Consider the following 25,891-nt stretch of genomic DNA (forward strand, 5'->3'; position numbering starts at 1 on the left):
GCACGGGGTGTGAAACGGATGTACAAATATAATTTGTTTAGCAAAATCGTAGGGATCATGGTCATTATGCTCATCCCGATCACCCTTCTGTATTTCTTCTCCAACAAAACGACTACCGATGTGCTGCGCAGTGAGCTGAACACCTCGAATAATACCCAGCTCCGCTTTTTTCAGAACCAGGTGGAGACCCAGATGGAGCTACTCTCTTCTTGGCCGATCCTGCTCATTCATGATCCTGATATTTTGACGCTGAAGGATATGGCTCCGGAACAAGATAACTTGAATCTTAAGGCAATCCAGCTGGTAAAGCGCATACAGACCAAAATCAGCATTCAGGAAAGCTCCTCCAATTGGAACAGTAGGCTGTCGCTTTATTCTCCGGCTGTTCACCGGATGGTAACAGAGAATGATGCGCTGCCGTATCGTGATGAAGAGCTTAGGGAAGAGGTCAAATCCGGGTGGCAGGTGAAGAAAATCAAGGATCAGGGCGAAGAACGTTTTCTGTTTTCCTGGTTTTCCTATACACCATCTATGCCGCAGTTCTCTCCAAGCAGCGCAGCGACGATTATGAAGGTAGAGTTCAACAGCCGGAATATCGAGGATATGCTGGATCAATTCAAGAGCGATGGCAGAAGAGACCCATTCTATTATAAACAAGGTACAGGACTGATTTTTAACCGCAGTGCTGACCGGGTTGTTGCAGAGCAGCTGGTGAAACAGCTGAAACAGACAGAGCTGACTGGAAGCGGGAACCGGACACTAAAGATTGGGCAGAAGTCCTACAGTGTCAATATCGCCTATTCTCCAAAAATGGGCTGGACCCTGATCGATTATATGCCGCTGTCAGAGATTCTGCAGCCCATACATACCTCCAACCGGCTGTTTTATTTCTCAGTCAGCGCCTTGCTGCTAATGAGCTGTCTTACGGCTTATTTATTGTATGTGCAGGTGCAGGTGCCTGTCAGACAGCTGGTAGGCGGATTTCAGCGGCTGAAGCAGGGGGATTATTCGGTACGGGTGGGGATCAGGGGCAGGAACGAATTCAGTTTCCTCTCGATCCGGTTCAACAGCATGGTGGAGCAAATGCAGGAATTGATTGAAAAGGTGCTGATGGAAAAGATTCATGTCCGCGAAGCCCGGCTGAAGCAGTTGCAGTCACAGATCAATCCGCATTTTTTCTACAATTGTTTCTCCTTCATTACAAGTATGGCGAAGCTGGACAATATGAAAGCGGTGGTTGGCATGTCCCACCATTTGTCCCGTTATTACAGGTACACCACCCGGCAGGAGCGGGAGATGGTCCCGCTGCCCGAAGAGGTGGAATTCGTGACGCATTATCTGGAGATTCAGAATATGAGAATGAGCCGGCTGAACTATACCATCAGTATTCCGCCGCAAATGCGAAGAATGGTCATTCCACCGCTTATCCTTCAGCCCTTGGTGGAGAATGCGGTGCTGCATGGCATAGAGCCCGTGGCACGGGCAGGCCAGATACGGATTACCGGTGCTTCCCACGGCAGAAGGATGACGTTGAAGGTTGAAGATGACGGGGAGGGTATGACCCCGGAACAGATCGCCATGCTGGAGCAAAGGCTGAACCGGGCAATGGACGACGAAATGGGCTGCGGGCTCTGGAATATCCATCAGCGGATGCATCTGCGCTTTGGCGATGAGGCCGGTATCGCCTTTGCACCTTCACCGCTGGGGGGGCTGCAGGCTACACTCTACTGGCTTCTGCCCGCAGATCAGCCTGAGAATGCGTATAGGGAGGGACAAGAATGATTGAACTGTTGCTGGTGGATGATGAATCCTATGTAACCGAAAGTCTGGCCCGGACCATCCCTTGGAATGTGCTTGGAGTGCAGGAGGTGCACCAGGCTGCTTCGGCAATGGAAGCGCTGGAGATTCTGGAGCGGCAATCGATTGATATTATGGTTACGGATATTTCCATGCCGGGGATGGACGGGCTGCAGCTGATTGAGGCGGCGACCGCCAGATGGACGAATCTGCGCTGCCTTCTTCTAACCGGGTTTTCCGACTTTGGCTATGCCAAGAAAGCGATTCAGCTTCAAGCCATTGACTATATCCTTAAACCGGTAAGCGATGAGGAGTTCATACAGAGTGTCTCCAGTGCCATAGAATCCTTGAGGGATGAATGGGAGGCTCATGATAAATACCATCAGCTGCTGTATACCCGTAAAGGGGATTTCAGTGTACTCCGCGGCAAGTTGATGCACGATCTGCTGCTAGGGAAGCAGATGTCTGAACAGGCACTTGTCCAGAAGCTGAGGGCCTATGAACTCGGCATTGAGCCAGGTGCGGAGTCTGCGCTGCTGCTTGTTCAGCTTGGAAGGCACTATTTGACAATGGACCCGGATTCCATCTCTCTGATGGAATATGCTATCGGGAACATTGCCGAAGAGATCTTTCACAGCCATTTCGGTGTATGGTTCTGCAAAGCCCCCCATGATTGCCTGGTGCTGCTGGTGCAGCCTAATAAAGAAGCCCAGCGGGAATTTTTATGGACAGACCCTTATGAATCCAAACGTCGTGAATGGTTAGAAGAGGCGATTAGGCGTTTTCAGGGAGCAGTCAGCAGTTATCTGAAGGGAGAAATCTCACTGACCGTTACGGAGTGGTTTGTTTTTCCGGACGGTATGACGGCCTCGTACCGTAGCGGACTCGGATCCATGGTGTTATCAACGCCTGCTGAGTCCGGTACAGTTGTGTTTCTTGAGGAACAGCATGCGGCGGAGCCGATGGCTTACAAGTCGCTGGACAGCTTATACCGTCCGCCCACCTTGATTCATTTACTGGAATCGAAGCAATGGGAAGCTGTCCGCGGCAAGCTTGAGGAAGTGTTCCGCGACATGGAGCAGACGCCTTTTACCAGGGAACATTTGTATGAGTTATTCCTGTCCATTACCAACGCATATATGTACATTGCCCACAAGAGCGGCCAGAGCATGCTTCAGATGAACCAGCTTGTCTTTGATCCGCTTCTGGCCCAGGATCTGAGCTCATCCGGCAGCAGGCTTCGGGGATGGGCGTTTGAACTGCTGGACAGATTGCAGGCAGAACTGTCGGAGAGCGATCAATACGCGAAAAGCTATATCATCAAACAGGTGCATTCGCTGGTAGGAAGTCCATCGGGTCATGAATTGTCCGTTAAGACGATAGCTGACCAAGTCTATCTCCATCCGGTATATTTATCCAAAATCTATAAAGCCGAGACTGGAGAAGCCCTTGGGGATTATATCATCCGCATGCGGATGGAGCGTGCCCTGTATCTGCTCAAGCATACGAACAAGAAGGTCTATGAGATTACGACGGAGCTGGGTTATCAGAACCCGCAGTATTTCAGTAAAATGTTCAAAAAACATTACGGGATGACACCCAATGAATTCCGTGAAGGATAAAGTGGATCAGCTGGATCAAGGAGAGGGGATAAGGATGAAGGCTGGCAGAAAAACCAGGTTGCTTCTAGGGTTTGTCAGTGTCATGCTGGCAGTCAGTCTCGCAGGCTGTAAGGACAAGGATACCGGAGATATCCCGCAGAACCCTAATTCAGTTCCCATCTCCCCTGCGGCAGCTGTGAATGAGAATGCCTACAAGGACAAATATGACCCTGAAGTGACGATCACAACCGCCTGGGGTGTAGACCCGGAGCTGAAATTCAAGAACGGTGAATCCATTGAGCACAATGTAGCTACCCGCTGGGCCAAGGAGATGTTCGGCATTAATATCCAGACCCTCTGGTCCATCACTGACACCAATGGGGCGTTCGGGACCAAGCTTCGGCTTGCTTTGTCTTCGGGCCAAGAAATGCCCGATATTGTGACTATAGGTACGGCAGATACCGCGATTGCCCAAGATCTGATTGATTCCGGGCTGTATGCCGAGGTGGGAGAACTCTTCGATACCTATGCCTCCGATACGTGGAAGGAAGCGATGGCCCAGGACCCGGCTGTGTGGAATCCCTACAGCCGCGGAGACCGGAAAATGGGTCTGCCTGTTCTTGATTACGCCTATAATCATGACTATATTATGTGGTACCGCCAGGATTGGCTGGATAAGCTGCACCTGCAGGTACCCACAACCATGGATGAGCTTGAGAAGGTAATGGAGGCGTTCAAAAACCACAATCCGGATGGCTTAGCTCCGGATCAGGTTACTCCGCTGAGCATCGGTTTCAAGTCTACGATGAACACATGGATGGGCGACCCCTCCTGGATCTTCGGTGCTTATGGCGCTCTACCGCAGCAATGGAATATCGGCCCAGGCGGCAAGCTGGAGTACGGTTCGGTGAACCCGGCGATCGCGCAGGGGCTGGCGAAGTTGAAGGAGTGGCACAGCAAGGGCTATATTCCTCAGGAGGCTGCGCTCTGGGATGAGAACAAGACTGCGGAGCCTGCTGTTGCAGGCACCGCAGGGATTATTCCAGGCCCTTACTGGATGAGCGGCTGGCCTTTGCAGGATACGCTGCAGAATGCGCCAGATGCGGTTTGGACGCCAGGGGTTATTCCCGCAGGACCGGATGGAACGGTCATGCGCCATGGGACCCATTTCTCCAATGGTGTTACACTGATCAGCAAAACCATGAAGCACCCGGAAGCTTTTTTTACTTATGAAAATTATCTGTTCGACAACTTTGCGGCCCCGCAGCCGGGAAGCGGGCTTGAATACGGGTTGTTCGCAGGCTATGACTATGAGCTAAGCGCCAGCGGCAAGATGCTGCCCAGTGACAAGATTTCTGGAGGCTATGTGAACAGCATCCGTTATCTGCTGGTACGCGACGGAGCCCGTGTCCCTTACGCCCAGCTCCAGGCGATGCTCAATCTTGCCGATGGCAAGAGTCCATCTACCCGGCTGGAGAAGGATATCTCGGTCAACTATGGCAAAAGCACCCCGGCTGCAGCCAGATTGCTTTTACTGCAGAAGGACAAATCTTATAAGGACATGTTCACCGGACCCGCAACTGAGACCATGAAATCCAGACTCGACTATCTGAACAGCCTGGAGAATGAGACATTTAGTGCGATTATATACGGAGAACAGCCGCTTGCCGCTTTTGATGAATTTGTGGCCTCCTGGAAAGCGGGCGGCGGTGCACAGATTACCCGAGAAGTTAATGAATGGTATGCCAGTGTCAATTCTGAAGAAGATGACGAGGGTACCGTACGTTGAAGCTAGGCAAGGGACGTTACGTTTCCCGCTCCCTTCCCAATAAAAAATATAACGGCTGTGCGGTCTTGTGAAAGACCGCGCAGCCGTTTTTACTTCTTGGATTTTAGAGGAACCTAGTTTAGAAATGCATCCAGTGCCACTGTAGGTTTGCCGTAGGAATCAAATGCGCCTTTCGTATAGTTGTACCAGGTGCCGTAACATTCAGGCTCCCAATAGAAGACGCCGATGCCTTTGCCTCCGCTAACGGATTTGGTGTTGCTGATAATATTCTTTTGTGCGCTTTTGGAAATCAAAATTATGTACACACAAGAGTAAAAATAAACCTTTTCTCCCATACTACCCTTAATCTTGCTCGAAGCCGCATCACATCAGATCCTTCAGGAGGTGTCCGCGCATGACTGCCCATCCGGCTCCAGCGATTTATATACAGCTCAAAAACCGGGTGACGGTTCCTAAAGGCAAGGCAGTTCTGCTGCGGGATGTGGCCTACCTGATAACCGATCCGGAGTGGAGAGAACCGCTATATTCGCTGTTGCTGCTGGATCCTGTGCAAAGTGACGGGAATCTGATTCTGGTTGACCTGCTGACGGTGATTCCGAAGATCCATAACCTTTTGCCAGGTGCGGATATTCAACCGATTGGCGAGGGCCGGACACTGGTGCAGATTAAAGGGCCTGCCGAATCGCGCAAACCGTCCATTGCTTTGTTTGTCCTGGTCTGGCTACTGCTGTTCTTCGGCTCGGCGCTGACGATTATGAATTTCCATGCCGATGTCAGCATGCTGGAGGTTCAGGTCAGAATTGTCGAGATGCTGACAGGCCGCCGGGATGAACATCCGTATGTGTTTCAGATTGCCTATTCGCTGGGCATCGGGTTTGGCATGGTGATTTTTTTCAATCATCTTTTTAAGAAAAAATGGAATGAGGAGCCGACTCCGCTCGAAGTGGAGATGTTCCTCTATCAGAAAAATATCGACCATTATGTAGTTAACGAAGAGTACAGCAAATTACAACGCCGTGGAGATGAAACCTCCGGGCATTCGGGGGAAGGAACATGACCGCACAGCTGACGCTGGCGCTGAATCTGCTGCTAGGCATTGCCGGAGGTATTGCTGTGGGCGGCGGGGTGATCGCTCTTTTCATTGTGCTGGATATGGTGCCGAGGTTAGCCCAACTCACCTCCTCCTACGATAAAGTGCATTGGTATGAAGGGGCGATGGTTGGAGGGGCGCTGCTGGGTACCATGTCTGATTTCTGGAACTGGCGGATTGCCGCCGGTCCATTGGTAGAGCTTGCGGTTGGCCTGTTTGACGGAATATTTGTCGGGATGCTGGCTGCGGCCCTGACTGAGGTACTAAATGTGCTGCCAATACTGGCCAAACGTCTGCACATGACTCATCTGCTCTTCGGACTGCTCATGGCTATGGTCTGCGGCAAGGTTGCAGGTTCTTTGTTCGATTGGTTTGTGTACCGACAGTAAAAGGAGGTTATAGTGTGGTTAAGTATGTTCACAGCGGATATTACATGAAAGAACCACAGGACAAGGGACAGGAGGATGAGAAGGACCGCGTGGACGCAGCGGAGACGGATACCGAAGCGTCCGCAGAGCTTGGCACAACGGCTGGAGACTCCCCGCAAGCGGATGCGGAAGATGCAGACTTGGCATCTGATAAACCGGAATTAACCGCTACTAATGACAAGGAAGACGGAGATATTGCTGCTCCTGAAGACTGCATGCCTCTGGATGCAGGGACAGCGGATGAATCCCAACTGGAATCGGGAACTGGCGAAGACGCTGGAATTGGCGAAACTGTTGATAATGCTGATACCACCGAAACCGCAGGTTCCGACCTGGATGTCCATGAAAAGAATGATTCCGGAGCGGAAGCAAACAATGAAGACTCTGCTGATGTTGCTTCTAAGGAAGGGGAAGAGACGGGGAACCAGGACACCGAAGCCTCTAGCGAGCTTGGTACAGATGATTCGTCCGCTAACAATTCATCTGACTCAGCTGATGATCTTGAGCCTTCGGATGGGGCAGACATACCGGATCAAGAGGGAACGGCAAATGACGCTGCTGCTAAGGGCTCACTCAAGGACAGTGAACAGGACATTGAGGCAGCGGAGGAGTTAGGCTCACAGGAGCCGGAGAACAGTAAAAAGGGCTTTTTTGCCCGGTTGTTCGGAGATGAAGAGGAGACAGAGGAGACAGAGGACGATGATTCAGACACCGAGCCGGCTGAGGCTGCTGGTGACAAACCGTCTGAGAAACAGCCGTCCGGGAAGGTGCAGGCAAGCCCATCCGACAAAACTGTAAAAAGTGCAGGCAAGAATAATAAGGGCAAGCCAGAGGACAAGAAAAGCAATGATCCCCGGCAGGAGAAACGGGATGCTGAGTTATCCGATTCCCTCGAGCAGTCCGTCATATATTGGCAGGGGGATGATAAAATCCCGCATAAGCTGGAGGATACCAAAAACACCCTTACCGAAGTAATGGGATTGGGTTCATCTTTTGATGTGGTGTTCCGGGAGATGACCTTCGGCGGCCGTAAGGCGGCAATGCTGTGCATCAGCGGTTTCGCTAAGGATGTGATCATCGATGAAATCCTTAAGCGCTTGACGTATCTTGTTCCAGAGAATATTTCCACGGATGTCCTGGCCAGCTTTATGACAGAGTACATTCCTCACGTGCAGGTGGAGAAGGGGGAATTATTAAGCGAGAGCATCAACAAGGTCCTTTCGGGAATGAGCGTTATTTTTCTGGAGGGCGAGACCGAAGTTATCATCATGGATACCCGTTCTTATCCCTCGCGCAGTCCCGATGAGCCATCTATTGAACGGGTGGTGCGCGGAGCGAGGGACGGATTCACAGAGACGCTGCTGAGCAACGTCGCTCTGGTCAGAAGACGGATCCGGGATCCGGGTCTGAAGTATGAGATGCACCAGGTGGGCCGACGCACACGAACGGATGTCTGTGTTGCTTATATTGACGATATCGTTGACAAGACCCAGGTGAAGGCAGTTACCGATAAAATTAAAAGTGTGAATATGGACGGCATCCCGCTTGCTGACAAACAGCTGGAAGAGGCTATCGTCGACGCGGGATGGAATCCGTATCCGATGGTTCGTTATTCCGAGCGTCCGGATGTGGTTGCCTCCCATCTGCTGGAAGGCCGGGTGGTGGTTTTTGTTGACACTTCACCGAGCGTGATGGTTTTGCCGACCACGTTTTTTGATCTATGCCAGCATGCTGAGGAGAACCGGCAGACACCATTTATGGGGACATACCTGCGCTGGGTTCGCTTCATTGGGATCTTTGCCTCACTGTTCCTATTGCCGCTCTGGATGCTGCTTGTCCTTCACCCTGAGCTGAAACCTGCAATGCTCGAATTCATCGGGCCGCAGAAAACTGCCAAAATCCCGCTGCTGGCCCAGTTCCTCATTGTTGAGCTCGGTGTTGATCTGCTGCGGATGGCAGCTGTGCATACCCCGACTCCACTCGGTTCGGCCATGGGTCTGATCGCAGCTATCCTGGTGGGAGACATTGCGGTTCAAACGGGGCTATTCGTTAATGAGGTTGTGCTGTATATGGCTGTCGCATCCATTGGTATGTTTGCTACGCCCAGTTATGAGCTGGGGCTGGCCAACCGGATCGTCAGGCTTGTGCTGCTGTTAGCCGTCGCGGCGTTCCAGGTGCCGGGCTTTATGATCGGCTCTACCCTCCTGATCGTTCTGCTGACTATGAACCGTTCCTACAATTCTTCATATATGTGGCCGTTTATACCGTTTAATGCAAAGGCGATGGGTGCTATTCTTCTGCGCCAGCCTGTTCTCAGCTCCAAAACAAGGCCATCCTTCAACAAAACCAGAGATAATACCCGAATGGCTTCGGTCCAGAAGAAAAAAGACAAGTCGTAGGAAAATACAAATCAACTGCAAATTAGTCCATTCAATGGCGTTCCCTCTGTCTGCTATACTGAATACACTAAATAGATAGGGTGGAACATGACTTTCCACAGAAATTGGAGGACTGCGCAAATGTTTTTACACGGTACGAGCCGAATTAATGATGCCAATCATCTGGAGATTGGCGGATGTGATGTGACGGAATTGAAGGCGGAGTATGGTACCCCGCTATATATAATGGACGAGCAATTGGTCCGGCGCCGGTGCCGCGAATACATGGAGGCTTTTACTGCATCCGGGCTCGGATTTCAGGTTGCTTATGCCAGCAAAGCCTTTTCGGTTATGGCTATGTGCCGCTTGGCTGACGAAGAAGGATTGTCTCTGGATGTTGTGTCGGACGGGGAGCTGTATACCGCGCTTCAGGCCGGGTTCCCGGCAGAGCGCATTCATTTCCATGGCAACAACAAAACACCGGATGAGATCGAAATGGCTATTGATGCCGGAATCGGCTGCTTCGTAGTCGACAATCTGGTAGAACTCAGCTTGCTTCAGGCGATTGCTCTGCGCAAGGAAGTCACCGTTAATATTCTGCTGCGGGTGACTCCAGGTGTGGAGGCGCATGCCCATCACGCCTATGCTTCGACGGGCCAGACAGATTCAAAGTTTGGTTTTGACATTGGCAATGGCTCTGCACTGGAAGCGGTAAGCCGGGCTTCACAACAAGAGAATCTCCAGCTGCTGGGCGTTCATTCCCATATCGGTTCTCAGATTTTTGAAACGGAAGGCTTTGAGCTTGCGGTTGAGCGGATTGCCGACTTCACCCGCAAAGTTAAAGAAGATCTCGGCGTATCATTCCCGGTTGTCAATCTTGGCGGCGGCTTCGGAATCCGTTATGTTGAAGGCGATACACCGCTGAAGGTGTCTGAATATGTGGCTGCCATCACAGGTGCGGTGAAGACGTATTTTTCCGGAATCGGCGAATCGCTGCCGCAGATCTGGGTAGAGCCAGGACGCAGCATTGTGGGCGATGCCGGAACTACACTTTATACTGTGGGCACGAACAAAGAGATTCCAGGCGTGCGCAAATATGTTGCCGTTGACGGCGGTATGACTGATAATCCGCGTCCGGCATTGTATGAATCCAAATATGAGGCGCTGCTGGCTAACCGTGCTGCAGAACCGAATGAAGAGACAGTCTCCATTGCCGGCAAATGCTGCGAAAGCGGAGATATGCTGATCTGGGATGTGGAGCTGCCGAAGGTGGAGAGCGGGGATTTGCTCGCTGTAGCCTGCACAGGTGCATACAACTACTCCATGGCCAGCAACTATAACCGGATTCGCCGTCCAGCGGTCGTATTCGTGCAGAACGGTCAGAGCGATCTTGTGGTGCGGCGGGAGTCCCATCAGGACATTATTGCCAACGATGTGATCCCGGCTCGTATTGCGAAGCAGACGGTGACGAAGTAAGAATATCTGCGGACACCGCAGCGAAGTAGCATGCAGCAGGCGGAAATCCTTTTCCGTCTGCTTTGCTTTGTGCGTGATTTCATAGTAAACTAATAAGCGTGTTCAACATCTGTGATTTCGAAAGGGGTATTTACATATGGCAAAGCAAGCGAAAATTACACTTGAAAATGGCGGTGTCGTGCTGATCGATCTGTTTGAGAACGATGCACCCAACACAGTGGCCAACTTTGAAAAACTGGCTAAAGACGGCTTCTACAACGGTCTGGTCTTCCACCGTGTCATTCCAGGATTCGTTGCTCAGGGCGGTTGCCCGAATGGTACAGGCTCCGGCGGTCCAGGCTATACCATCAACTGTGAGATCAACCCGAACAAGCATGAACGCGGTTCGCTCGCTATGGCACATGCCGGCAAAAACACTGGCGGTAGCCAGTTCTACATCGCCTATGCTCCACAGCCTCACCTGGACGGCGTACACACCGTATTCGGTAAAGTCGTAGAAGGTATGGACAAGGTAGATGCTTTCCAGGGACGCGACAAAATGACTTCGGTAGAAATTATCGAAGCTTAATTTTTCCTGATTTTGTACAATTCCAACTAAGGCAGACCCCCGAACAGGGGGTCTGCCTTTTTGCTGTCTAACGAATCTATTATTCTAGCGTCCCATACGGTCATGACGTGAGTTGAATCGCTGCGGCAGCCAGAAGAATATCAGATACATCAGCAGAAAGACAACAAAGGCAAAGGCCTCTTCAACAAGCAAATAGTACGGGTAGGCTCCAAAGTAGTCCAATACCGAAAACGTGCCCGGCTTGTGAACGAGGAACATATAATTGGCGCCCAAGGCTCGATCTGCGGCATAGACCAGGGCAGCGACGATATTAAGGCAGAGCATGGTGAAAAGGAGTGATTTCCAGGTTGGCTTGTAACCTTCGATCCAGGTCATGTACAGCGAAGCCAGAACGATTCCGCCGTGCGCCACAAAGAATAATAAGAAGCGGAAATGGGGAAAAGGATACACCAGATTAGGTGTCAGCAGTGCAATGAATGCACCCCCCGTTCCGGCGAAATATAGAAAAGAATAGAGCAGACGGCTGCGGGTAAGCAGCATAACGATGGACAGGAGTAATGTGATTCCACACAGCTCCAGTGGCAGGGAGGAGTCCTTTTTCCATATCTCTTGAGTGATGTACCATAGTTGGAGACCGCCTTCCGAGAATAGCAGCACGGCTACAAGCAGCAGGCGGATGAATGCCCTTAGTCCCGGGTTAGAACGGATGGTCTGGCGAAGGCCGAAGAGCAGCACACAGAAACATGCGACTAAAGATACAGCTATCCAATGTGATGCTGAGAACATCATGAAATCGATGGCATGCTTACGGTTCCAAAAAGCGTGATCGTTCATGGGTTTCCCCCTTGGAAGTCGAGAATAATTTGACAAAAAATAAAAATCCGGAATTTTAACAATTTCTGATTCTAATGATCTACTCTAAGGTGATATAAGTATATATCGCAGACTCTGGCCAGAAAAGGAAAATATATAGAAAATCCACATAAGTTGACGCATGGATGATCCGGAATACATAACTGGCTTTCAAGCGGAGTATGTCTATAACTGGGCGGTTCGGCGGCAATCTTGGGCAGGGGCGCGGCAATAGGATCAGAAATCCGACAAAACACTGGGGAACGGGGGCTTTTGAGTATGGTGAAAAAAAGAGTAAGTGTGGCCTTGGTTATCCTCGTGCTGTTAGTGCAGTATGCATACGGCATAGGATTTACTACGCAGGTAACGGCTGCAGGAATTGAGAATGACCGTGATATTATTACAAGCGTGTCAATGGCGGTGTACGGGCCAGATGGCCAGACAGTGACAGATAATGTGTATGAGGTGGATTCCAAGGTCACTCTGGACTATACATGGGCGCTTCCTAATGGACACGGATACGTTGCAGGAGACACGTTTGCTTTTCAGCTTCCGGCACAATTCCAGCTGTTTAACGACATTAGCGGTTCGCTGGTTTCGGATGATGGAGAGGTAGGCACCTTCACGGTCAGCCAGTCCACACATCAGGTACTCATGAGCTTCAACAACTACATCCAGACGCATGACAATATTCAAGGTACTCTTAGCATCCATACTCAATTTGACAAACAGGTCATTTCAGGCAGTACGACCCAAGATATTATATTCCCTGTCAACGGGGGTTCCCAGACGGTTACGGTGAATTTCAAGCCGTCCGTGGGTTCAACGATTGAGAAAAAAGGTACCCCGGACGGCTTCAATGCGAGACATATTGATTGGACTGTCGATGTCAACAAGAAGCTGGAGGCGGTAACCGGTGCGGTTATTACGGATCCGGTTCCCGAAGGCTTGTCCATGGACAGCACCGTTTCGCTAGCTGTATATCAACTGGGCATTCAACTGGATGGCACAGTCACTGTAGGTGCACTGATTGACAGTAGCAAATATTCTTATGATATTGCGGACGGGACGCTTACAGTGCGCTTCACCGATCCTGTAATCACCGGAGCATACCGGATTGCCTATTCGACGGCTGTGGTCAGCGACGTGCTGAGCAGTTTTACGAATACGGCTACTTTTACAGGAGAGGGACGTGCGCCGGTAAGCTCATCCGCTACCGTAACCATTGAGCGTGGCGGAAGTCTGAACAAGATGGCAACGAACTATGAATGGGGTAAGCAGATCATCACCTGGGCCATCGAGTACAACTATAACAATAGAACGATCCCGCAAGGCAGCGGGGTGCTTACAGACTACTTCAACGACTCACAGAGGCTGATTACAGATTCGCTGGTCGTCTATCCGGTGACATTGGACTCCACAGGTACAGCTATCAAAGGGACAGCTCTTCTGCAGAACGTTGACTATACCGTAACCGGATTAATCGGTGTGGAGAAAAACGGCTTCAAGCTGGAGTTCCTGAATGGAATTTCTTCAGCCTACCGGATTGAATACAAAACCCAGTCCTTAGGCCGTGTAATGAAGGACACCACTATCTCCAATACTGTCTCAGACAGCACTTATAGTGTGGATGCGACACAAAAGATCCGTTCGGCCATCATCTACAAAACACTGTCAGGAGTAGATTACAAGAATCATACTACCGAGTGGAAAATCACCGTGAACGGTGACAATCTGCCTATGAGAAACGTAGTGGTGACCGATACCTTCCCGCAGGGAGGACAAAAGTTCATTCCGGGAACTCTGGTCGTAAGGAATGCAAGCGGCACAGTCTTGAATGAGTCCGAATACCAGTGGGGACTGAATAAACCGGATGAGCCGAAATCCGGATTCAAGGTCAAGTTTACGAAGGCACTCTCCGTAACCCATACCATCACTTACCGGACAGAGTTCAACAACGACTGGCTTACTGGTAATACCGATAATTTTGTGAACAACGCCCGGGTTGACTGGAAAGACATTGAAGGCCCGCCGCTTTGGACGGAAGCCCAGGGACTGTTTATTCCCCGTGCCGAGGTGAAGAACAATGGTTTCAAAGCAGGAACTTATGATGCTGCAGCAAAAGAAATTACTTGGACCGTAGGCATCAACTATAACAGTAAGTCTATTTCGCAACCGATTGTATCTGATATTCTTGGCTCCGGACAGACTTTGGTCCCTGGCTCGCTTAAAGTCTACAACATGAATATCAATACCTCAGGCGAACCTTCCAAAGGCGCTGAATTCAGCAAGGATGCTTATACTTTCAGTGTTGGCAGCGGTAATGAGCTTAACATTAGATTTAAGGAAGGCATAAGCTCTGCGTATTACCTTGAATTCAAGACGAGTCTGGAAGGGCAGCTAATCGATTCCACTGTGCCCAATACAGCGAAGCTGCTGGATGGAATCAAGAAAGTATCCAAAGATTTAATGGCTACAGTGAACATCCCTTTTGGAGGGGAATATGTATTCAAAGATGGTATGCAGAATGGCGACAAGCTGAACTGGACTATTGATGTCAACCGCTCACAGTCATATGTGAAGAATGCGGTGTTGACGGATATTCCGAGCCCGAACCAAATCCTGCTTCCGGATTCTTTCCATCTTTATCCTGCTATAGCGGCAGTTAATGGAGAGCTTAGCAAGGGCGGTCCAGCATTAGTGGAAAACGCAGATTATACCTTGAACATCAGCGCAGATGCTGACGGTAAGCAGAGGTTCATCCTCAGCTTCCTCCATGATATTCATTCCGCATTTATATTGGATTATCAATCGCTGATCGTTGCGAATTCCGGCGATAAGCTGATCAATACCGTCAATCTCAGCGGTAATAATGTGAAAGTGGTCAGCCAGGACACTACCAAAGAGATTATTGTGGGTGTTTCCAGCGGCTCGGGAACAGGCAGCGGTGTACGCGGAACCCTGACTGTTCAGAAGCTGGATGCAGCAGACAGCGGGCTTAAACTAGCCGGGGCAACATTCGATCTGTATCGTTTGAATGGCAATGAACGACTGCTTGTTAATACCCGAACCACAGACGCAGATGGACGTGCGGTATTCAACAATATCTGGCTTGGAAGCTATCTATTGATTGAAACGGCAGCTCCTTCCGGATATGCGCTGGATTCCCGTGAGTATCCGGTCACTATTGGCTCTTCAGCTAATATCAGCTTGATGGTGCTTAATACAAAGCTGGCGCCATCCACAGCTACGCCGACACCGGCATCGACACCGACATCGACGCCGGTAACGGAGCCAACGCCATCTACTGTACCAGGCGGGTCACCGGCACCGACCATATCGCCTGCACCAATACCGACGGCAATTCCTACTGGAGCACCAACTCCAGCAGTTGTTCCGGGAGTACCTGCAACAACCATACCTGCGGCTTCAAGTGTGCCAGGGGTCATCATCGATGAACCGCAAATACCTGCAGGTGCGGTAGTTACTCCAGGTACAACACCGTCATTATCACCATCGTCTTCTTCGTCACCGGCAGCAGTCATATTGCCTGATGATGACATTCCGCTTGGCGGTGTGGAGGTCGACGAGGATGATGTTCCGAAGGGAACGGTTGCCGAAGCGTCAGCCGGCAAACTGCCGCAGACGGGAGAGAACAGTCCTTTGCCTATCTACATGGCGGGTCTGGGTCTAATCCTTGCCGGCTTTATCCTAAGCATGGTATTCAGAAGACGTAAAGAGTAAGGATTACCAAGCATTGTGGTAAATGCACGCGGCAGAGTTGTTGCCGCGTGTATTTTTTTTATAGCCAAATACAAAGTTCTTTAGAAATGCTATAATAACTTCAAACACAAAGCATAGGAGGAAGTTCAAATGTGGTCGGAATTTAAAAAGTTTGCCTTGAAGGGAAATGTACTCGATCTTGCAATAGCGGTGGTGATTGGTGCAGCGTTTGGCAAAATTGTATCCTCGCTGGTTGCCGATATTATTATGCCGCTGATAGGTATGATCACCGGTGGAATCGATTTGAGCGGACTCCAGTTCACCTATGGAAAGGCAGTAGTGAGTTATGGTGTGTTCCTGCAGACGGTCGTTGACTTTTTTATCATCGCCTTCTCCATCTTCATGGTGATCAAGCTGGCTGGCCGCTTCAAGCGTAAGGAAACGGTAAAAGTTGAGGTAGTGGAAGAACCTGCCCCCGGTCCAGAGGTAGTTCTGTTAACGGAGATTCGTGATTTATTACGTGCGGATCATCAGGTGCAAAAAGATAATTGAGTTACTTAAATAAAGTTAATTTCATAAACGCACTTGCATTTCCTGTGTCAAAGTGATAATTTTGTTGTAGGTAAACTTAAAAATAATTAAATATTATCAATCCTTCAGGGCAGGGTGTAATTCCCTACCGGCGGTGATGCTTCTGCAATTAGCTGAACAAGCTGATGGCGCTGCTAAGTCCGCTACCCGCTTCGTATGTATCATATGGACGGTGGACCTGGTGCAATTCCAGGACCGACAGTATAGTCTGGATGGAAGAAGGAGAGATTGACGTTCTGTGCTTATATAGACAGGCGTACTGCAGTGTTATCGAATAATATGTGCGAACTTTCACAATTGTTTTTTTGACTGTGAAACGCGCAGTTTTATTCGAACTGCCAGTAAACTCTCGTATAACCCGTCTGAACTCCACCTGGAGATTGAGGCGGGTTTTCTATTGTAACAGAATGTTTCGAACAGAATCAGGAAAGATACAGCTAGAGGATCGGAGGCAGGACATGGATGCAATGAACGATGAATTCTATATGTCGCTCGCCCTGGATATGGCGGAAAGAGCGCAAGGACAGACAGGTATTAATCCTGTAGTTGGCTGTGTAGTTGTAAAAGACGGTGCTATGATCGGGCTGGGCACCCATCTGCAGCGCGGGACTGGTCATGCTGAAGTGCATGCGCTGAATATGGCGGCAGGCCAGGCACAAGGCAGTACGGCCTATGTAACCCTTGAGCCCTGCAGCCACTATGGCAAGACCCCGCCCTGCAGCCAAAGGCTGATTGATGAAGGTGTAGCCCGTGTGGTCGTGGCTTGTGAGGACCCTAATCCCCAGGTTGCCGGCCAGGGCATTGCCATGCTCCGCGAGCAGGGGATTGAGGTAGAAGTAGGGCTGCTCCGCAGCCGCGCACAGCGTCTTAATGAGAAGTTCATCAAATATATTTTGACGAAGCAGCCGTTTGTCACACTTAAGAGCGCCAGCACGCTCGACGGGAAGCTCGCGACCCGGACAGGGGACAGCAAATGGATATCCAATGGCCAGTCCCGGGAGATCGTACATACGCTGCGGCACCGTCACCAGGGTATTATGGTCGGGGTCAACACGGTGATCGCCGATAACCCTTCCTTAACGACCCGAATGGAAGTGCCGGGACTGAACCCTGTCCGTATCGTGATTGACTCGGCGCTGCGGATTCCACTGGATTCCGCAGTCGTAAGCGATGGTCAGGCACCTACCATTGTCGTGACTACAGAATCCGCTGATCCGGTAAAGCAGGCGCTGCTTAAGGACGCTGGTGTGCAGATCGTTATCAGCGGCAACGGGCCGCGAGTGGATCTGAAGGCGGCGATGAGCGCGCTAGGCGAATTAGAGATCGGTTCGATCCTGCTCGAGGGTGGTGGAACGCTCAATGGCGCCATGCTGGAGAGTGGGCTGGTGGACCGAGTGATTCTTTTCTTCGCTCCGAAGATTGTCGGCGGCGGTGCTGCTGCACCTGGAACCTTTGACTTTCCGGGTGTCGAGCTGATGAAGAATGCGATCACACTCGAAGGATTGGAAGTCGAAGTGCTCGGGGATAATGTGTGTATCAGCGGGACGCCTATCCGCTAAAGCAAGTTTCAGGAGGGGATCACATGTTCACAGGCTTGATTGAGGAGGTCGGCGTCCTGCGCGGGGTAACCAGTGGCGGCGAAATGATGGTGCTGAATATCGGCGCTTCTCTCATTATGGATGATTTGAAAATAGGAGACAGTGTATCCGTCAATGGGGTTTGCCTTACGGCGACCTCCCTCGGAGATCATTCTTTTACCGTAGATGTTATGCCCCAGACTTACCGTAACAGCACGCTTAAGGAGCTGCGAAGCGGCAGCAGGATGAATCTGGAACGTGCCATGGCTGCAGGTGGGCGTTTCGGAGGGCATATCGTTCAGGGCCACGTGGATGGAACCGGTGAGATTCGTTCGGTCAAACGGGATCAGAATGCGGTTGTGTTCGAAATAGCGCCGGAGCGTAAATCGCTTTTCAAATTTATTATTCCCAAAGGATCTATCACGATTGATGGCATCAGCCTGACGGTGGTGGACACCTCGGCTTCCATGTTTACCGTTTCAATTATTCCACATACGCTCGGCGAAACGGTCCTGGCTCACAAACGGAACGGGGACCGGGTCAACATCGAATGCGATGTGCTCGGCAAATATGTGGATCATCTACTGAATTATAGATCACTTTCAGGAGATGGGGAAGAGGAGAACAGCTCCCGGATCAGCCACGATTTTCTAGCGGCGAACGGGTTTGTATAAATTATGAACAGGCTTACGGTTAGCCCGCAAGGGTAGACGTAAAGCTGTCAGGAGGACAAAATGATGAGCCAGCAAGCGAAGAATGACAGCGTCCTGGACCCGATTGAGGACGCGATATACGATTTGATGCGCGGCAAGGTCATTATCGTGGTTGATGATGAGGACCGGGAGAATGAAGGGGACTTCATCGCACTAGCCGAACGATCTACACCGGAAGTGATCAACTTCATGATTACCGAGGGACGCGGACTGGTCTGCGTGCCGATTACAGCAGAACGGGCGGAGGAGCTGGATCTACAGCCGATGGTGGCAAATAACACCGATAACCATGGCACTGCCTTCACCGTCTCCGTCGATCACAAGGATACCACCACAGGCATCTCTGCCGCAGAAAGATCATTAACCATTCAGGCCCTGATGGATCCGAATGCCAAACCTTCCGATTTTCGCAGACCGGGCCATATGTTCCCGCTGATTGCGAAGAAAGGCGGTGTGCTGCGGCGTTCCGGCCATACGGAAGCTGCAGTGGATTTGGCCCGCATGTGCGGTGCTTATCCGGCCAGCGTCATCTGCGAAGTCGTGAAGGAAGACGGGACGATGGCCCGTCTGCCGGATCTGGTGGAGATTGCGAAGAAGCATGATCTCAAGCTGATCAGTATAAAGGACCTGATTCATTACCGCAATGAGAAGGAGCAGCTGGTGAACCGTGAGGTGTCGGTCAATCTGCCGACAGACTTCGGCGTTTTCCAGACGATCGCGTACACGAATGAAGTAGATGACAAAGAGCATGTTGCTTTGGTCAAAGGTGATATTTCCGGTGAGGAGCCCGTGCTGGTACGTGTACATTCCGAATGCCTGACCGGAGATGTGTTCCATTCCCACCGCTGTGACTGCGGACCGCAGTTCGAAGCGGCGCTTCGCCAGATTGAAGCCGCAGGCCGCGGTGTTCTGCTCTATATGCGCCAGGAGGGACGGGGCATTGGTCTAATTAACAAGCTTCGCGCCTACAAACTTCAAGAGGAAGGTCTGGATACTGTAGATGCCAACCTGAAGCTGGGCTTCCCGGCCGATCTCCGTGATTACGGGATTGGAGCACAGATCCTGAAGGATCTTGGAGTGCGCCAGATCAGGCTGATGACCAACAATCCCCGCAAGATCAAAGGGCTGGAAGGCTACGGTCTAGAGGTTGTGGAACGTGTGCCGATTCAAATGCCGGAGAACAAGGACAACACCAACTATCTCCATACGAAGCAGGCCAAGCTGGGCCACCTGCTGACTTTTGATAACATTGAACAAAATGAGGATTCCAAGCTGTAACATCCATAACTTACTAACTTACTAATGAAGGGTAGATGAATACAATGCCGAATTATTTAGAAGGACATTTAGTATCCGAGGGACTGAAATACGGGGTCGTTGTAGGCCGTTTTAACGAGTTCATTACAAGCAAATTGCTGTCTGGCGCACTCGATGCATTCAAGCGACATGGTGTAGGGGATGATGAAGTGGATGTAGCCTGGGTTCCGGGAGTATTTGAAATTCCCCTGATCGCCCAAAAAATGGCCGAAAGCGGCAAATATGATGCGGTTATTACCCTTGGAACCGTCATTCGCGGATCTACGACACATTATGATTATGTGTGCAATGAGGTAGCTAAAGGAGTAGCGGCGATCAATCTCAAAACAGGTATCCCAACTATCTTCGGTGTGGTTACAACCGAGAATATTGAGCAGGCGATCGAGCGCTCCGGAACCAAAGCCGGCAACAAAGGCTGGGATGCCGCGACCGCTGCAATTGAAATGGCGAACCTGAACAAACTTTTCAAAATATAAACCTTCTATTTCTGCTTGAGTAAAGGAGCCTCTTGACGAATCGGCTTAAATCGTGCTTATTTATATGTATAAGAAGAAAGCATGAACCATAAGAACTTTCTACTTGTGTAGCGCCCGGGCGGCGCTGCACTTTACTTTTTTTTGGCGGGAGGAAACCGCGTGACTGTACTGTACAAGCTGGAGACGTTCGAAGGTCCGCTCGATCTGCTCTTACACTTAATTGACAAAGCGGAAATCGACATCCAGGACATTCCGGTCAGCGAGATCACCGAGCAGTACATGGAATATCTGCGGAGCATGCAGGAGCTTGAACTGGATATTACGAGCGAATTTTTGGTGATGGCTGCAACCCTCTTGTCGATCAAGAGCAAACTGCTACTGCCGAAGCCGCCGGTGATCGAAATTGAAGATTTCGAATATTACGAGGATGACGGCTACGATCCGCGGGCAGAGCTGGTTCAGCGGCTGATTGAATACCGCAAATTCAAGAGCATTGCTGTCCAGCTGCTGGATATGGAGAGTGAACGAAGTCTGATTTTTACCAAGGAGCCGGAGGACCTGGGTCCATTCGTGCCGGCCCAAATCGACAATACGATCAAGGGTCTGCATACTGCGGATCTTATCGCTGCCTTTCGGAAAGCGCTTAGTAAGGCAGCCAGAAGATCCTCTTATCAGCGCATTACCCGGGATGAAATTTCGGTGAAGGACAGAATACGGGATGTGTCTGAAGCCCTCCAGCGCAAGGGGGCAGGCGGCAGAATGCGGTTTTCTGCATTGCTGCATGATGAAATGGCCAGGCATGAGATCGTGGTCACCTTTCTCGCTATTCTGGAGCTGATGAAGATGAAGGCGATATTCTGCTATCAGGAGAAATTATTTGATGACATCGTAATGGAGTGGAGAGGAGGAGAAGCATTTAGTGGAATACAAAACGCTGAAATCGATTATTGAAGGCCTGCTGTTCTTGTCCGGCGATGAAGGGCTGTCTGTGCGTCAGATCGCTGAGATCACCGAGCAGCGGCCGGATGTTGCCGGCAAAGCGCTGGAGGAATTGAAAGAGGATTATATTTCACAGGAACGTGGTCTGCAGGTGGTGCAGATTGCCGGCAATTACCGGCTGGCAACACTGCCTGACCATGCTCCGTATTTTGAGCGGCTTGCCTATTCGCCCTCACGTTCATCGCTGTCACAGGCAGCGCTTGAGACGCTGGCCATTGTCGCCTACCGTCAGCCGATTACCCGCGTAGAGATTGAAGAGATCCGTGGTGTGAAGTCAGAGCGGGCCATCCATACGCTGAACAACAAGGATTTGATCCATGAGGTGGGTCGTGCAGAGGCAGTGGGCCGTCCCATTCTTTACGGAACAACCAAATCGTTCCTCGAGAGCTTTGGCCTCGCGGACCTGAAGGAACTGCCGGAGCCTTCAAGTTTCGATGGTTCCTCCGACGATCTGGAAGAGGAGACGCAGCTCCTGTTCAGCAAGCTGGATAGCCAGATGAGTTTTGAGGATACGGAACAGGCATAATGCAACAATACTTTTATGAATTAGCATAGCCCTAATATCCCCCGATATAATGCGGAATCACCGCATGAAGGAGGTTATGGGGCTTTTTTGTCGGAGTATGGAATTTATTCCAGGTCAAATAGCCATACTAAACCAAAGGCTCCTAATATAGGGTTGCATGGAGGTTACTTTCGTGACGTTATGGCTGGCAATATCCCTCGCGCTGCTGCTGCTTGTGATTGTACTGCTGCTTCTAATATTGACTTCATACATACATTTTCATTTCCGGCTGTGCAGGCTGGGAACAGATGACCGGATAGAGTTGGACATTAAAGCCGTCTTTGGCTTGGTCAAATTTCACTATGAATTGCCTGCGCTAGTGTTTCAGGGGATGGAGAAGGGTATCAAAGTCAAGCTGGAAGAGAGCGGCATCGCACCGGTCCGTACAGATAAAGACGAAGAAGAGCAAATTGACAAAGAACTGGTTACCGAATGGCTGCAGAATATCCGTAAGGCGCTTAAGGCGACACATGGTCTGAAGAAATGGCTGAGACATACGATGTCCCATCTCCAGATCACGAAGTTTGACTGGTCCACTGATTTCTCACTGGGGGATGCGGCTGGGACGGCGACGGCAGTGGGTGCACTTTGGGGGCTGAAGTGGACGATTGCAGGCTGGTTGTCCAGTCAGGTCCGGCTGAAAAAGGCCCCAAAGCTGTTTGTTGCTCCGGTTTTCCGGGATGAGCTGTGCTTCTCCACCGAAGCAGTATGTGTCGGAAAGCTGTCTGCAGGCTATGCTTTTTTTGCAGGGATAGTGCTTTTGCGGCGCATATCCAAAGTGGAAGGCGGTCTGCACCGCTGGAGGGAACTGTTAAGCCGCAAAACTCAAAGTCCCATGGGGAAATCCGAATAGCGGACAATAAAAAAGACAGTGGCGCTGTAGTTACTTGCGTCCTGTCTTTTAATGTTATATTGCGGTTTATATAAGCGCCGGGGACTTGGACTTGAGGAAGAAGACCTGTGGATTGTTAGCAGCATCCTCTGTTCTGTACATCATTAATTCAAAAGCTTCCCCGTTAAGCTCCATGGGAATTTGTTCCCGTCCGTCCAGATAGGCAACGGTTCCCAGGGCCATTAGGCCTTCTGCACTTGTCCCTACTAACAGTCCGCCTAGTTCTCTGACTTGTTCCTTGTGGCTGCCGTTATTCATCTTCTCTTCCAGAGTACAGGTTAGCGTAATGATCTCTGCCAGATTGCTTTTTCCGGTCCGGCCAACTTCAATATGCTTAACAAAGACTTTGGAATTCGCATTCTCCAGGGACAGAGCAGGACCTTTGTTTATAGAATAATGGTACCAAAAATGATGTTCTCCCCATATTTCGCGGCTGCTTGCCCTTTCTCCGATAAAAACCTGCTCAAAGTAGGTAGGGCGGTTCGGTTTGTCTGCTTTGAACCAGATCGAGCGGAGCGTATCAATCCATTCTTCCTTGGAACAGCCGGCGCGGATATGATGATAATCCTCAGCGTATTTGCGGGCAAGGCGCATAGGTGCCGTAACGGCTGCATATTCAAGGAACTCATTGATTTCTCTCATGTTTCCGGATGAGGCCGAATCACTTTGCTTAACATTCTGTTCATAACTATTATGAAGCTGCATGAACAGATCGTAGGACAACCGTTTGCCGCTTGGAATGACGACCTCCTTGAAGATTTTGATCTGATCTCCGTCACTCCACTCCTTTCCTTTATCCGCATACTGCTCCGGCATAGGATTCATATCTACGACCACATACCCCTTGTGCGGATCCTTTTGCCCATCACTTAAGCCTTTTACCAGAGGCATCACGCCGCTGCCTTCCATATCCGCTTGCCAAATTTTTGTGAAAATCATCACTCAGCCTCCATGGACAGATTTTTCTGCTTAGGCATCATTTTGGCCTCTGCGGCGGATTTTATGTGAGGCGAATTGGCGAAGGCTAGATCTGGACAGATCACCAGAAGCTTTTTGATTGCCGCCGTATTTTAATTATCACCTGCTGTACATATCATGCCCGGTATATGAGCAAACTGTTACAAGAGTAGGCATTTCCCTTATCTTTTCAGAACGCAGAGGAGGAGTACTTAGATGTCAGATCACCCGATTCAAGGTCTCATGCAGACCGCTATGGAAAATATTAAAGGCATGGTGGATGTCAATACGATTGTTGGCGATCCGGTAGAAACACCTGATGGCAGCGTGATTCTGCCTATTAGTAAAGTAGCCTTCGGCTTTGCAGCAGGCGGCAGTGATTTCCGCGTGGAAGATGATGCTCCGAGTGTGAATGGTACAGGGTCCGGTGTCAAAATGCTTCCGTTCGGCGGCGGTAGCGGCGGCGGGGTATCGATTCGCCCGATTGCTTTTCTCGTAGTCGGCAGGGAAGGTGTGCACATTGTGCCACTGGATAATCAAACCCATTTGTTTGAAAAAATTATCGATGCCACCCCGGGGCTCATTGACAAAATTCAAACCATGTTCCAGAATGGCTCACAAAATGGTACTCCTGTAGGTGCAGAAGTGGTAGGAAACCCGGTGGTCAAAAAAGAAGTGATCAAGCACGAGACGGTCACTTCGGATCCTTCGACACACTAGTTGTACAGGTTCATTATGACAACGGAATAGCAGCCAAGGGGATATCGCTTAGACGGCGGTGTCCCTTTTTGTTGATGATAAAGAAGGACATACCTGTCCCTTGCCCTGCATACACTTGTACTATACAAGCGAACTGATAAGAAGTCGGAGGATGAACATGAATACACCAAATCTTAAATCGCCGCTGATCATTTTAATATGTGCTCTGCTGCTCTGTATAGCTCCACAGCCTATCATTCAAGCCGAGAATAGCACCATCTCCACCCATGCCAGAGCTGCAGCGCTGATTGATGTAGAATCGGGCAGGATGCTGTACAGCAGCCGTGGGGACGAGCCTATGCTGATTGCAAGCCTGACCAAGATCATGACTGCTCTTGTGGCCATAGAACATGGGGATCTGCTCTCCAAGGTCAAGGTGGGCAGGAATGCCTTCGCCAAAGAGGGCTCCTCTCTGTATTTGAAACAAGGAGAAGAAATGACTTTGGAGGATATGCTGTACGGGCTGATGCTGCGCTCGGGAAATGATGCGGCAACAGCAATCGCGGAGCATGTTGGAGGAACGGAAGAGGGCTTCGTCTATCTGATGAATGCCAAAGCGGAAGAGCTGGGGCTTCGGAATACCCATTTTGCCAATCCCCATGGACTGGATGCGGAAGGCCATTATTCCAGCGCGAATGATCTGGCTGTACTCACAGCCTATGCGATGCATAATCCGGTATTTAAGAAGATTGTCAAAACCCAGGAGAAAACGGCTGATAATCCGTATGAGAAATGGGACTACAAATGGCATAACAAGAATAAAATGCTGCGCTTGTATGAGGGGGCAGACGGGGTGAAGACGGGATATACCAAAAAAGCACTCCGCTGCCTCGTTAGCTCCGCTACCCGGGGGGGCCAGCAACTGGTCGCTGTTACGCTGAATGACGGGGATGATTGGAATGATCATGCGGCGCTGCTGGATTTCGGGTTCAACCATTATCCGCTCAAGCGGCTCGTTGAACGGGGGGAAGGAATTAGCGGGTATGGTTACGTGACAGGCCGGTCATTTTCGTACCCTCTAGGCCAGGGCGAGGAAGCGCGGCTTGTTACCCGGCTTGTACTTAATCCGGAGATGAAGGCGTCTGAGCCGAAAGAGACGCGAAGCAACACTGGCTTTGGACTCAAAGGAATTCTGGTACTGCAGCTTGGCGGCAAGGAGATAGGCCGTGTTCCAGTCTATCCGCCGGATCAGCTGCCGCCAGAGCAATCCCCCTATTATAAAAAATACGGATCGGCAGGAGCAGCAGCGTATCCGGTGCATCATTGGCTGCAGGCATTCGGCAGCGCACTGCGGGCTCTTTTTCAAATGGGTGAGACAGGGAAGTGAACCGAAGGCGGCATAG

At 50.5% G+C, this 25,891-nt stretch carries 22 protein-coding genes and 1 riboswitch; of the genes, 19 read left to right on the forward strand and 3 right to left on the reverse strand.

The window, feature by feature from the left end:
* Positions 1-18: 18 nt before the first annotated feature.
* Genes ACAN54_RS25500 through ACAN54_RS25510 form a run of 3 tightly spaced genes read left to right on the forward strand, consistent with a single transcriptional unit; the run spans position 19 to position 5,187 of the window.
* Positions 19-1,782 carry a sensor histidine kinase gene (locus ACAN54_RS25500; protein ID WP_379162543.1) on the forward strand — a complete coding sequence of 588 codons (1,764 nt, stop codon included), beginning with the start codon at positions 19-21 and terminating at the stop codon, positions 1,780-1,782.
* Positions 1,779-3,419, forward strand: a complete 1,641-nt coding sequence (locus ACAN54_RS25505) for a response regulator (protein WP_379162167.1) — start codon at positions 1,779-1,781, stop codon at positions 3,417-3,419. Before ACAN54_RS25500 ends, ACAN54_RS25505 begins: the two co-directional genes overlap by 4 nt.
* Positions 3,420-3,453: 34 nt before the next feature.
* The gene (locus ACAN54_RS25510; protein WP_379162546.1) at positions 3,454-5,187 is read left to right on the forward strand and encodes a type 2 periplasmic-binding domain-containing protein; all 1,734 of its coding nucleotides are present in this window, start codon (positions 3,454-3,456) and stop codon (positions 5,185-5,187) included.
* Positions 5,188-5,300: 113 nt separating this feature from the next.
* Here ACAN54_RS25510 and ACAN54_RS25515 read toward each other — a convergent pair whose 3' ends face one another.
* Positions 5,301-5,480, reverse strand: a complete 180-nt coding sequence (locus ACAN54_RS25515; RefSeq protein WP_379162170.1) for a hypothetical protein — start codon at positions 5,478-5,480, stop codon at positions 5,301-5,303.
* A 101-nt stretch (positions 5,481-5,581) separates the two neighbouring features.
* On the opposite strand from ACAN54_RS25515, the gene ACAN54_RS25520 reads away from it, so the two are divergent.
* The 5 genes from ACAN54_RS25520 to ACAN54_RS25540 all read left to right on the forward strand — a co-directional run bounded on the left by ACAN54_RS25520 (position 5,582) and on the right by ACAN54_RS25540 (position 11,127).
* Positions 5,582-6,244, forward strand: coding sequence for a stage V sporulation protein AA (locus ACAN54_RS25520; protein WP_379162173.1), 663 nt, complete (start codon positions 5,582-5,584; stop codon positions 6,242-6,244).
* Positions 6,241-6,666, forward strand: a complete 426-nt coding sequence (locus ACAN54_RS25525) for a stage V sporulation protein AB (RefSeq protein WP_379162177.1) — start codon at positions 6,241-6,243, stop codon at positions 6,664-6,666. The genes ACAN54_RS25520 and ACAN54_RS25525 overlap by 4 nt, the downstream gene beginning before the upstream one ends.
* Positions 6,667-7,472: 806 nt before the next feature.
* A complete protein-coding gene (locus ACAN54_RS25530; protein ID WP_379162549.1) occupies positions 7,473-9,104 on the forward strand; it encodes a spore germination protein in 1,632 nt (543 codons plus the stop codon).
* A gap of 120 nt (positions 9,105-9,224) precedes the next feature.
* Positions 9,225-10,559, forward strand: coding sequence for a diaminopimelate decarboxylase (gene lysA, locus ACAN54_RS25535; protein ID WP_379162180.1), 1,335 nt, complete (start codon positions 9,225-9,227; stop codon positions 10,557-10,559).
* A 136-nt stretch (positions 10,560-10,695) separates the two neighbouring features.
* Complete coding sequence (locus ACAN54_RS25540; RefSeq protein ID WP_074087558.1) at positions 10,696-11,127, forward strand: peptidylprolyl isomerase; 432 nt, start codon at positions 10,696-10,698, stop codon at positions 11,125-11,127.
* A gap of 84 nt (positions 11,128-11,211) precedes the next feature.
* On the opposite strand, the gene ACAN54_RS25545 is transcribed toward ACAN54_RS25540, so the two are convergent.
* Positions 11,212-11,961, reverse strand: coding sequence for a YwaF family protein (locus tag ACAN54_RS25545; RefSeq protein WP_379162184.1), 750 nt, complete (start codon positions 11,959-11,961; stop codon positions 11,212-11,214).
* A gap of 297 nt (positions 11,962-12,258) precedes the next feature.
* Here ACAN54_RS25545 and ACAN54_RS25550 point away from each other — a divergent pair, with 297 nt between their 5' ends.
* The 9 genes from ACAN54_RS25550 to ACAN54_RS25590 all read left to right on the forward strand — a co-directional run bounded on the left by ACAN54_RS25550 (position 12,259) and on the right by ACAN54_RS25590 (position 22,793).
* Positions 12,259-15,723: a collagen binding domain-containing protein gene (locus tag ACAN54_RS25550; protein ID WP_379162187.1), complete on the forward strand. Its 3,465-nt coding sequence runs from the start codon at positions 12,259-12,261 to the stop codon at positions 15,721-15,723.
* Positions 15,724-15,852: 129 nt separating this feature from the next.
* Entirely contained in the window at positions 15,853-16,254 is a 402-nt protein-coding gene (gene mscL / locus ACAN54_RS25555) for a large conductance mechanosensitive channel protein MscL (protein WP_379162190.1), read from the forward strand.
* Between the two features lie 96 nt (positions 16,255-16,350).
* Positions 16,351-16,521: riboswitch (FMN riboswitch) on the forward strand.
* A 230-nt stretch (positions 16,522-16,751) separates the two neighbouring features.
* Positions 16,752-17,852 (forward strand): bifunctional diaminohydroxyphosphoribosylaminopyrimidine deaminase/5-amino-6-(5-phosphoribosylamino)uracil reductase RibD, encoded by a 1,101-nt coding sequence (gene ribD / locus ACAN54_RS25560; RefSeq protein WP_379162193.1) that lies wholly within the window; start codon positions 16,752-16,754, stop codon positions 17,850-17,852.
* A 23-nt stretch (positions 17,853-17,875) separates the two neighbouring features.
* Positions 17,876-18,544 (forward strand): riboflavin synthase, encoded by a 669-nt coding sequence (locus ACAN54_RS25565; RefSeq protein ID WP_379162196.1) that lies wholly within the window; start codon positions 17,876-17,878, stop codon positions 18,542-18,544.
* Between the two features lie 63 nt (positions 18,545-18,607).
* Entirely contained in the window at positions 18,608-19,861 is a 1,254-nt protein-coding gene (locus ACAN54_RS25570) for a bifunctional 3,4-dihydroxy-2-butanone-4-phosphate synthase/GTP cyclohydrolase II (RefSeq protein WP_379162199.1), read from the forward strand.
* Between the two features lie 44 nt (positions 19,862-19,905).
* Positions 19,906-20,376, forward strand: a complete 471-nt coding sequence (gene ribH, locus ACAN54_RS25575; protein WP_379162202.1) for a 6,7-dimethyl-8-ribityllumazine synthase — start codon at positions 19,906-19,908, stop codon at positions 20,374-20,376.
* A 159-nt stretch (positions 20,377-20,535) separates the two neighbouring features.
* Positions 20,536-21,327: a segregation and condensation protein A gene (locus ACAN54_RS25580; RefSeq protein WP_379162205.1), complete on the forward strand. Its 792-nt coding sequence runs from the start codon at positions 20,536-20,538 to the stop codon at positions 21,325-21,327.
* Entirely contained in the window at positions 21,296-21,901 is a 606-nt protein-coding gene (scpB, locus tag ACAN54_RS25585; RefSeq protein ID WP_379162208.1) for an SMC-Scp complex subunit ScpB, read from the forward strand. The genes ACAN54_RS25580 and scpB overlap by 32 nt, the downstream gene beginning before the upstream one ends.
* A 172-nt stretch (positions 21,902-22,073) precedes the next feature.
* The gene (locus ACAN54_RS25590) at positions 22,074-22,793 is read left to right on the forward strand and encodes a DUF2953 domain-containing protein (RefSeq protein WP_379162211.1); all 720 of its coding nucleotides are present in this window, start codon (positions 22,074-22,076) and stop codon (positions 22,791-22,793) included.
* 66 nt (positions 22,794-22,859) lie between these two features.
* Here the strand turns inward: ACAN54_RS25590 and ACAN54_RS25595 are convergent, their stop codons facing one another.
* Positions 22,860-23,771: a hypothetical protein gene (locus ACAN54_RS25595; protein WP_379162214.1), complete on the reverse strand. Its 912-nt coding sequence runs from the start codon at positions 23,769-23,771 to the stop codon at positions 22,860-22,862.
* A gap of 234 nt (positions 23,772-24,005) precedes the next feature.
* On the opposite strand from ACAN54_RS25595, the gene ytfJ reads away from it, so the two are divergent.
* A complete protein-coding gene (ytfJ, locus tag ACAN54_RS25600; protein WP_379162217.1) occupies positions 24,006-24,509 on the forward strand; it encodes a GerW family sporulation protein in 504 nt (167 codons plus the stop codon).
* A gap of 151 nt (positions 24,510-24,660) precedes the next feature.
* Positions 24,661-25,875: a D-alanyl-D-alanine carboxypeptidase family protein gene (locus tag ACAN54_RS25605; RefSeq protein ID WP_379162220.1), complete on the forward strand. Its 1,215-nt coding sequence runs from the start codon at positions 24,661-24,663 to the stop codon at positions 25,873-25,875.
* Positions 25,876-25,891 lie beyond the last annotated feature (16 nt).

The organism is Paenibacillus diazotrophicus, from assembly GCF_042610465.1.

Excerpts from the sequence above, each read along its gene's own strand:
- ACAN54_RS25550 (WP_379162187.1), top strand. The coding sequence starts at position 12,259 with ATGGTGAAAAAAAGAGTAAGTGTGGCCTTGGTTATCCTCGTGCTGTTA.
- ribH (WP_379162202.1), top strand. The coding sequence starts at position 19,906 with ATGCCGAATTATTTAGAAGGACATTTAGTATCCGAGGGACTGAAATAC.
- ACAN54_RS25605 (WP_379162220.1), top strand. The coding sequence starts at position 24,661 with ATGAACATGAATACACCAAATCTTAAATCGCCGCTGATCATTTTAATA.
- ytfJ (WP_379162217.1), top strand. The coding sequence starts at position 24,006 with ATGTCAGATCACCCGATTCAAGGTCTCATGCAGACCGCTATGGAAAAT.
- ACAN54_RS25500 (WP_379162543.1), top strand. The coding sequence starts at position 19 with ATGTACAAATATAATTTGTTTAGCAAAATCGTAGGGATCATGGTCATT.
- ACAN54_RS25520 (WP_379162173.1), top strand. The coding sequence starts at position 5,582 with ATGACTGCCCATCCGGCTCCAGCGATTTATATACAGCTCAAAAACCGG.
- ACAN54_RS25505 (WP_379162167.1), top strand. The coding sequence starts at position 1,779 with ATGATTGAACTGTTGCTGGTGGATGATGAATCCTATGTAACCGAAAGT.
- ribD (WP_379162193.1), top strand. The coding sequence starts at position 16,752 with ATGGATGCAATGAACGATGAATTCTATATGTCGCTCGCCCTGGATATG.
- mscL (WP_379162190.1), top strand. The coding sequence starts at position 15,853 with ATGTGGTCGGAATTTAAAAAGTTTGCCTTGAAGGGAAATGTACTCGAT.
- ACAN54_RS25545 (WP_379162184.1), bottom strand. The coding sequence starts at position 11,961 with ATGAACGATCACGCTTTTTGGAACCGTAAGCATGCCATCGATTTCATG.
- ACAN54_RS25540 (WP_074087558.1), top strand. The coding sequence starts at position 10,696 with ATGGCAAAGCAAGCGAAAATTACACTTGAAAATGGCGGTGTCGTGCTG.
- ACAN54_RS25510 (WP_379162546.1), top strand. The coding sequence starts at position 3,454 with ATGAAGGCTGGCAGAAAAACCAGGTTGCTTCTAGGGTTTGTCAGTGTC.
- lysA (WP_379162180.1), top strand. The coding sequence starts at position 9,225 with ATGTTTTTACACGGTACGAGCCGAATTAATGATGCCAATCATCTGGAG.
- ACAN54_RS25525 (WP_379162177.1), top strand. The coding sequence starts at position 6,241 with ATGACCGCACAGCTGACGCTGGCGCTGAATCTGCTGCTAGGCATTGCC.
- ACAN54_RS25565 (WP_379162196.1), top strand. The coding sequence starts at position 17,876 with ATGTTCACAGGCTTGATTGAGGAGGTCGGCGTCCTGCGCGGGGTAACC.
- ACAN54_RS25595 (WP_379162214.1), bottom strand. The coding sequence starts at position 23,771 with ATGATTTTCACAAAAATTTGGCAAGCGGATATGGAAGGCAGCGGCGTG.
- ACAN54_RS25570 (WP_379162199.1), top strand. The coding sequence starts at position 18,608 with ATGAGCCAGCAAGCGAAGAATGACAGCGTCCTGGACCCGATTGAGGAC.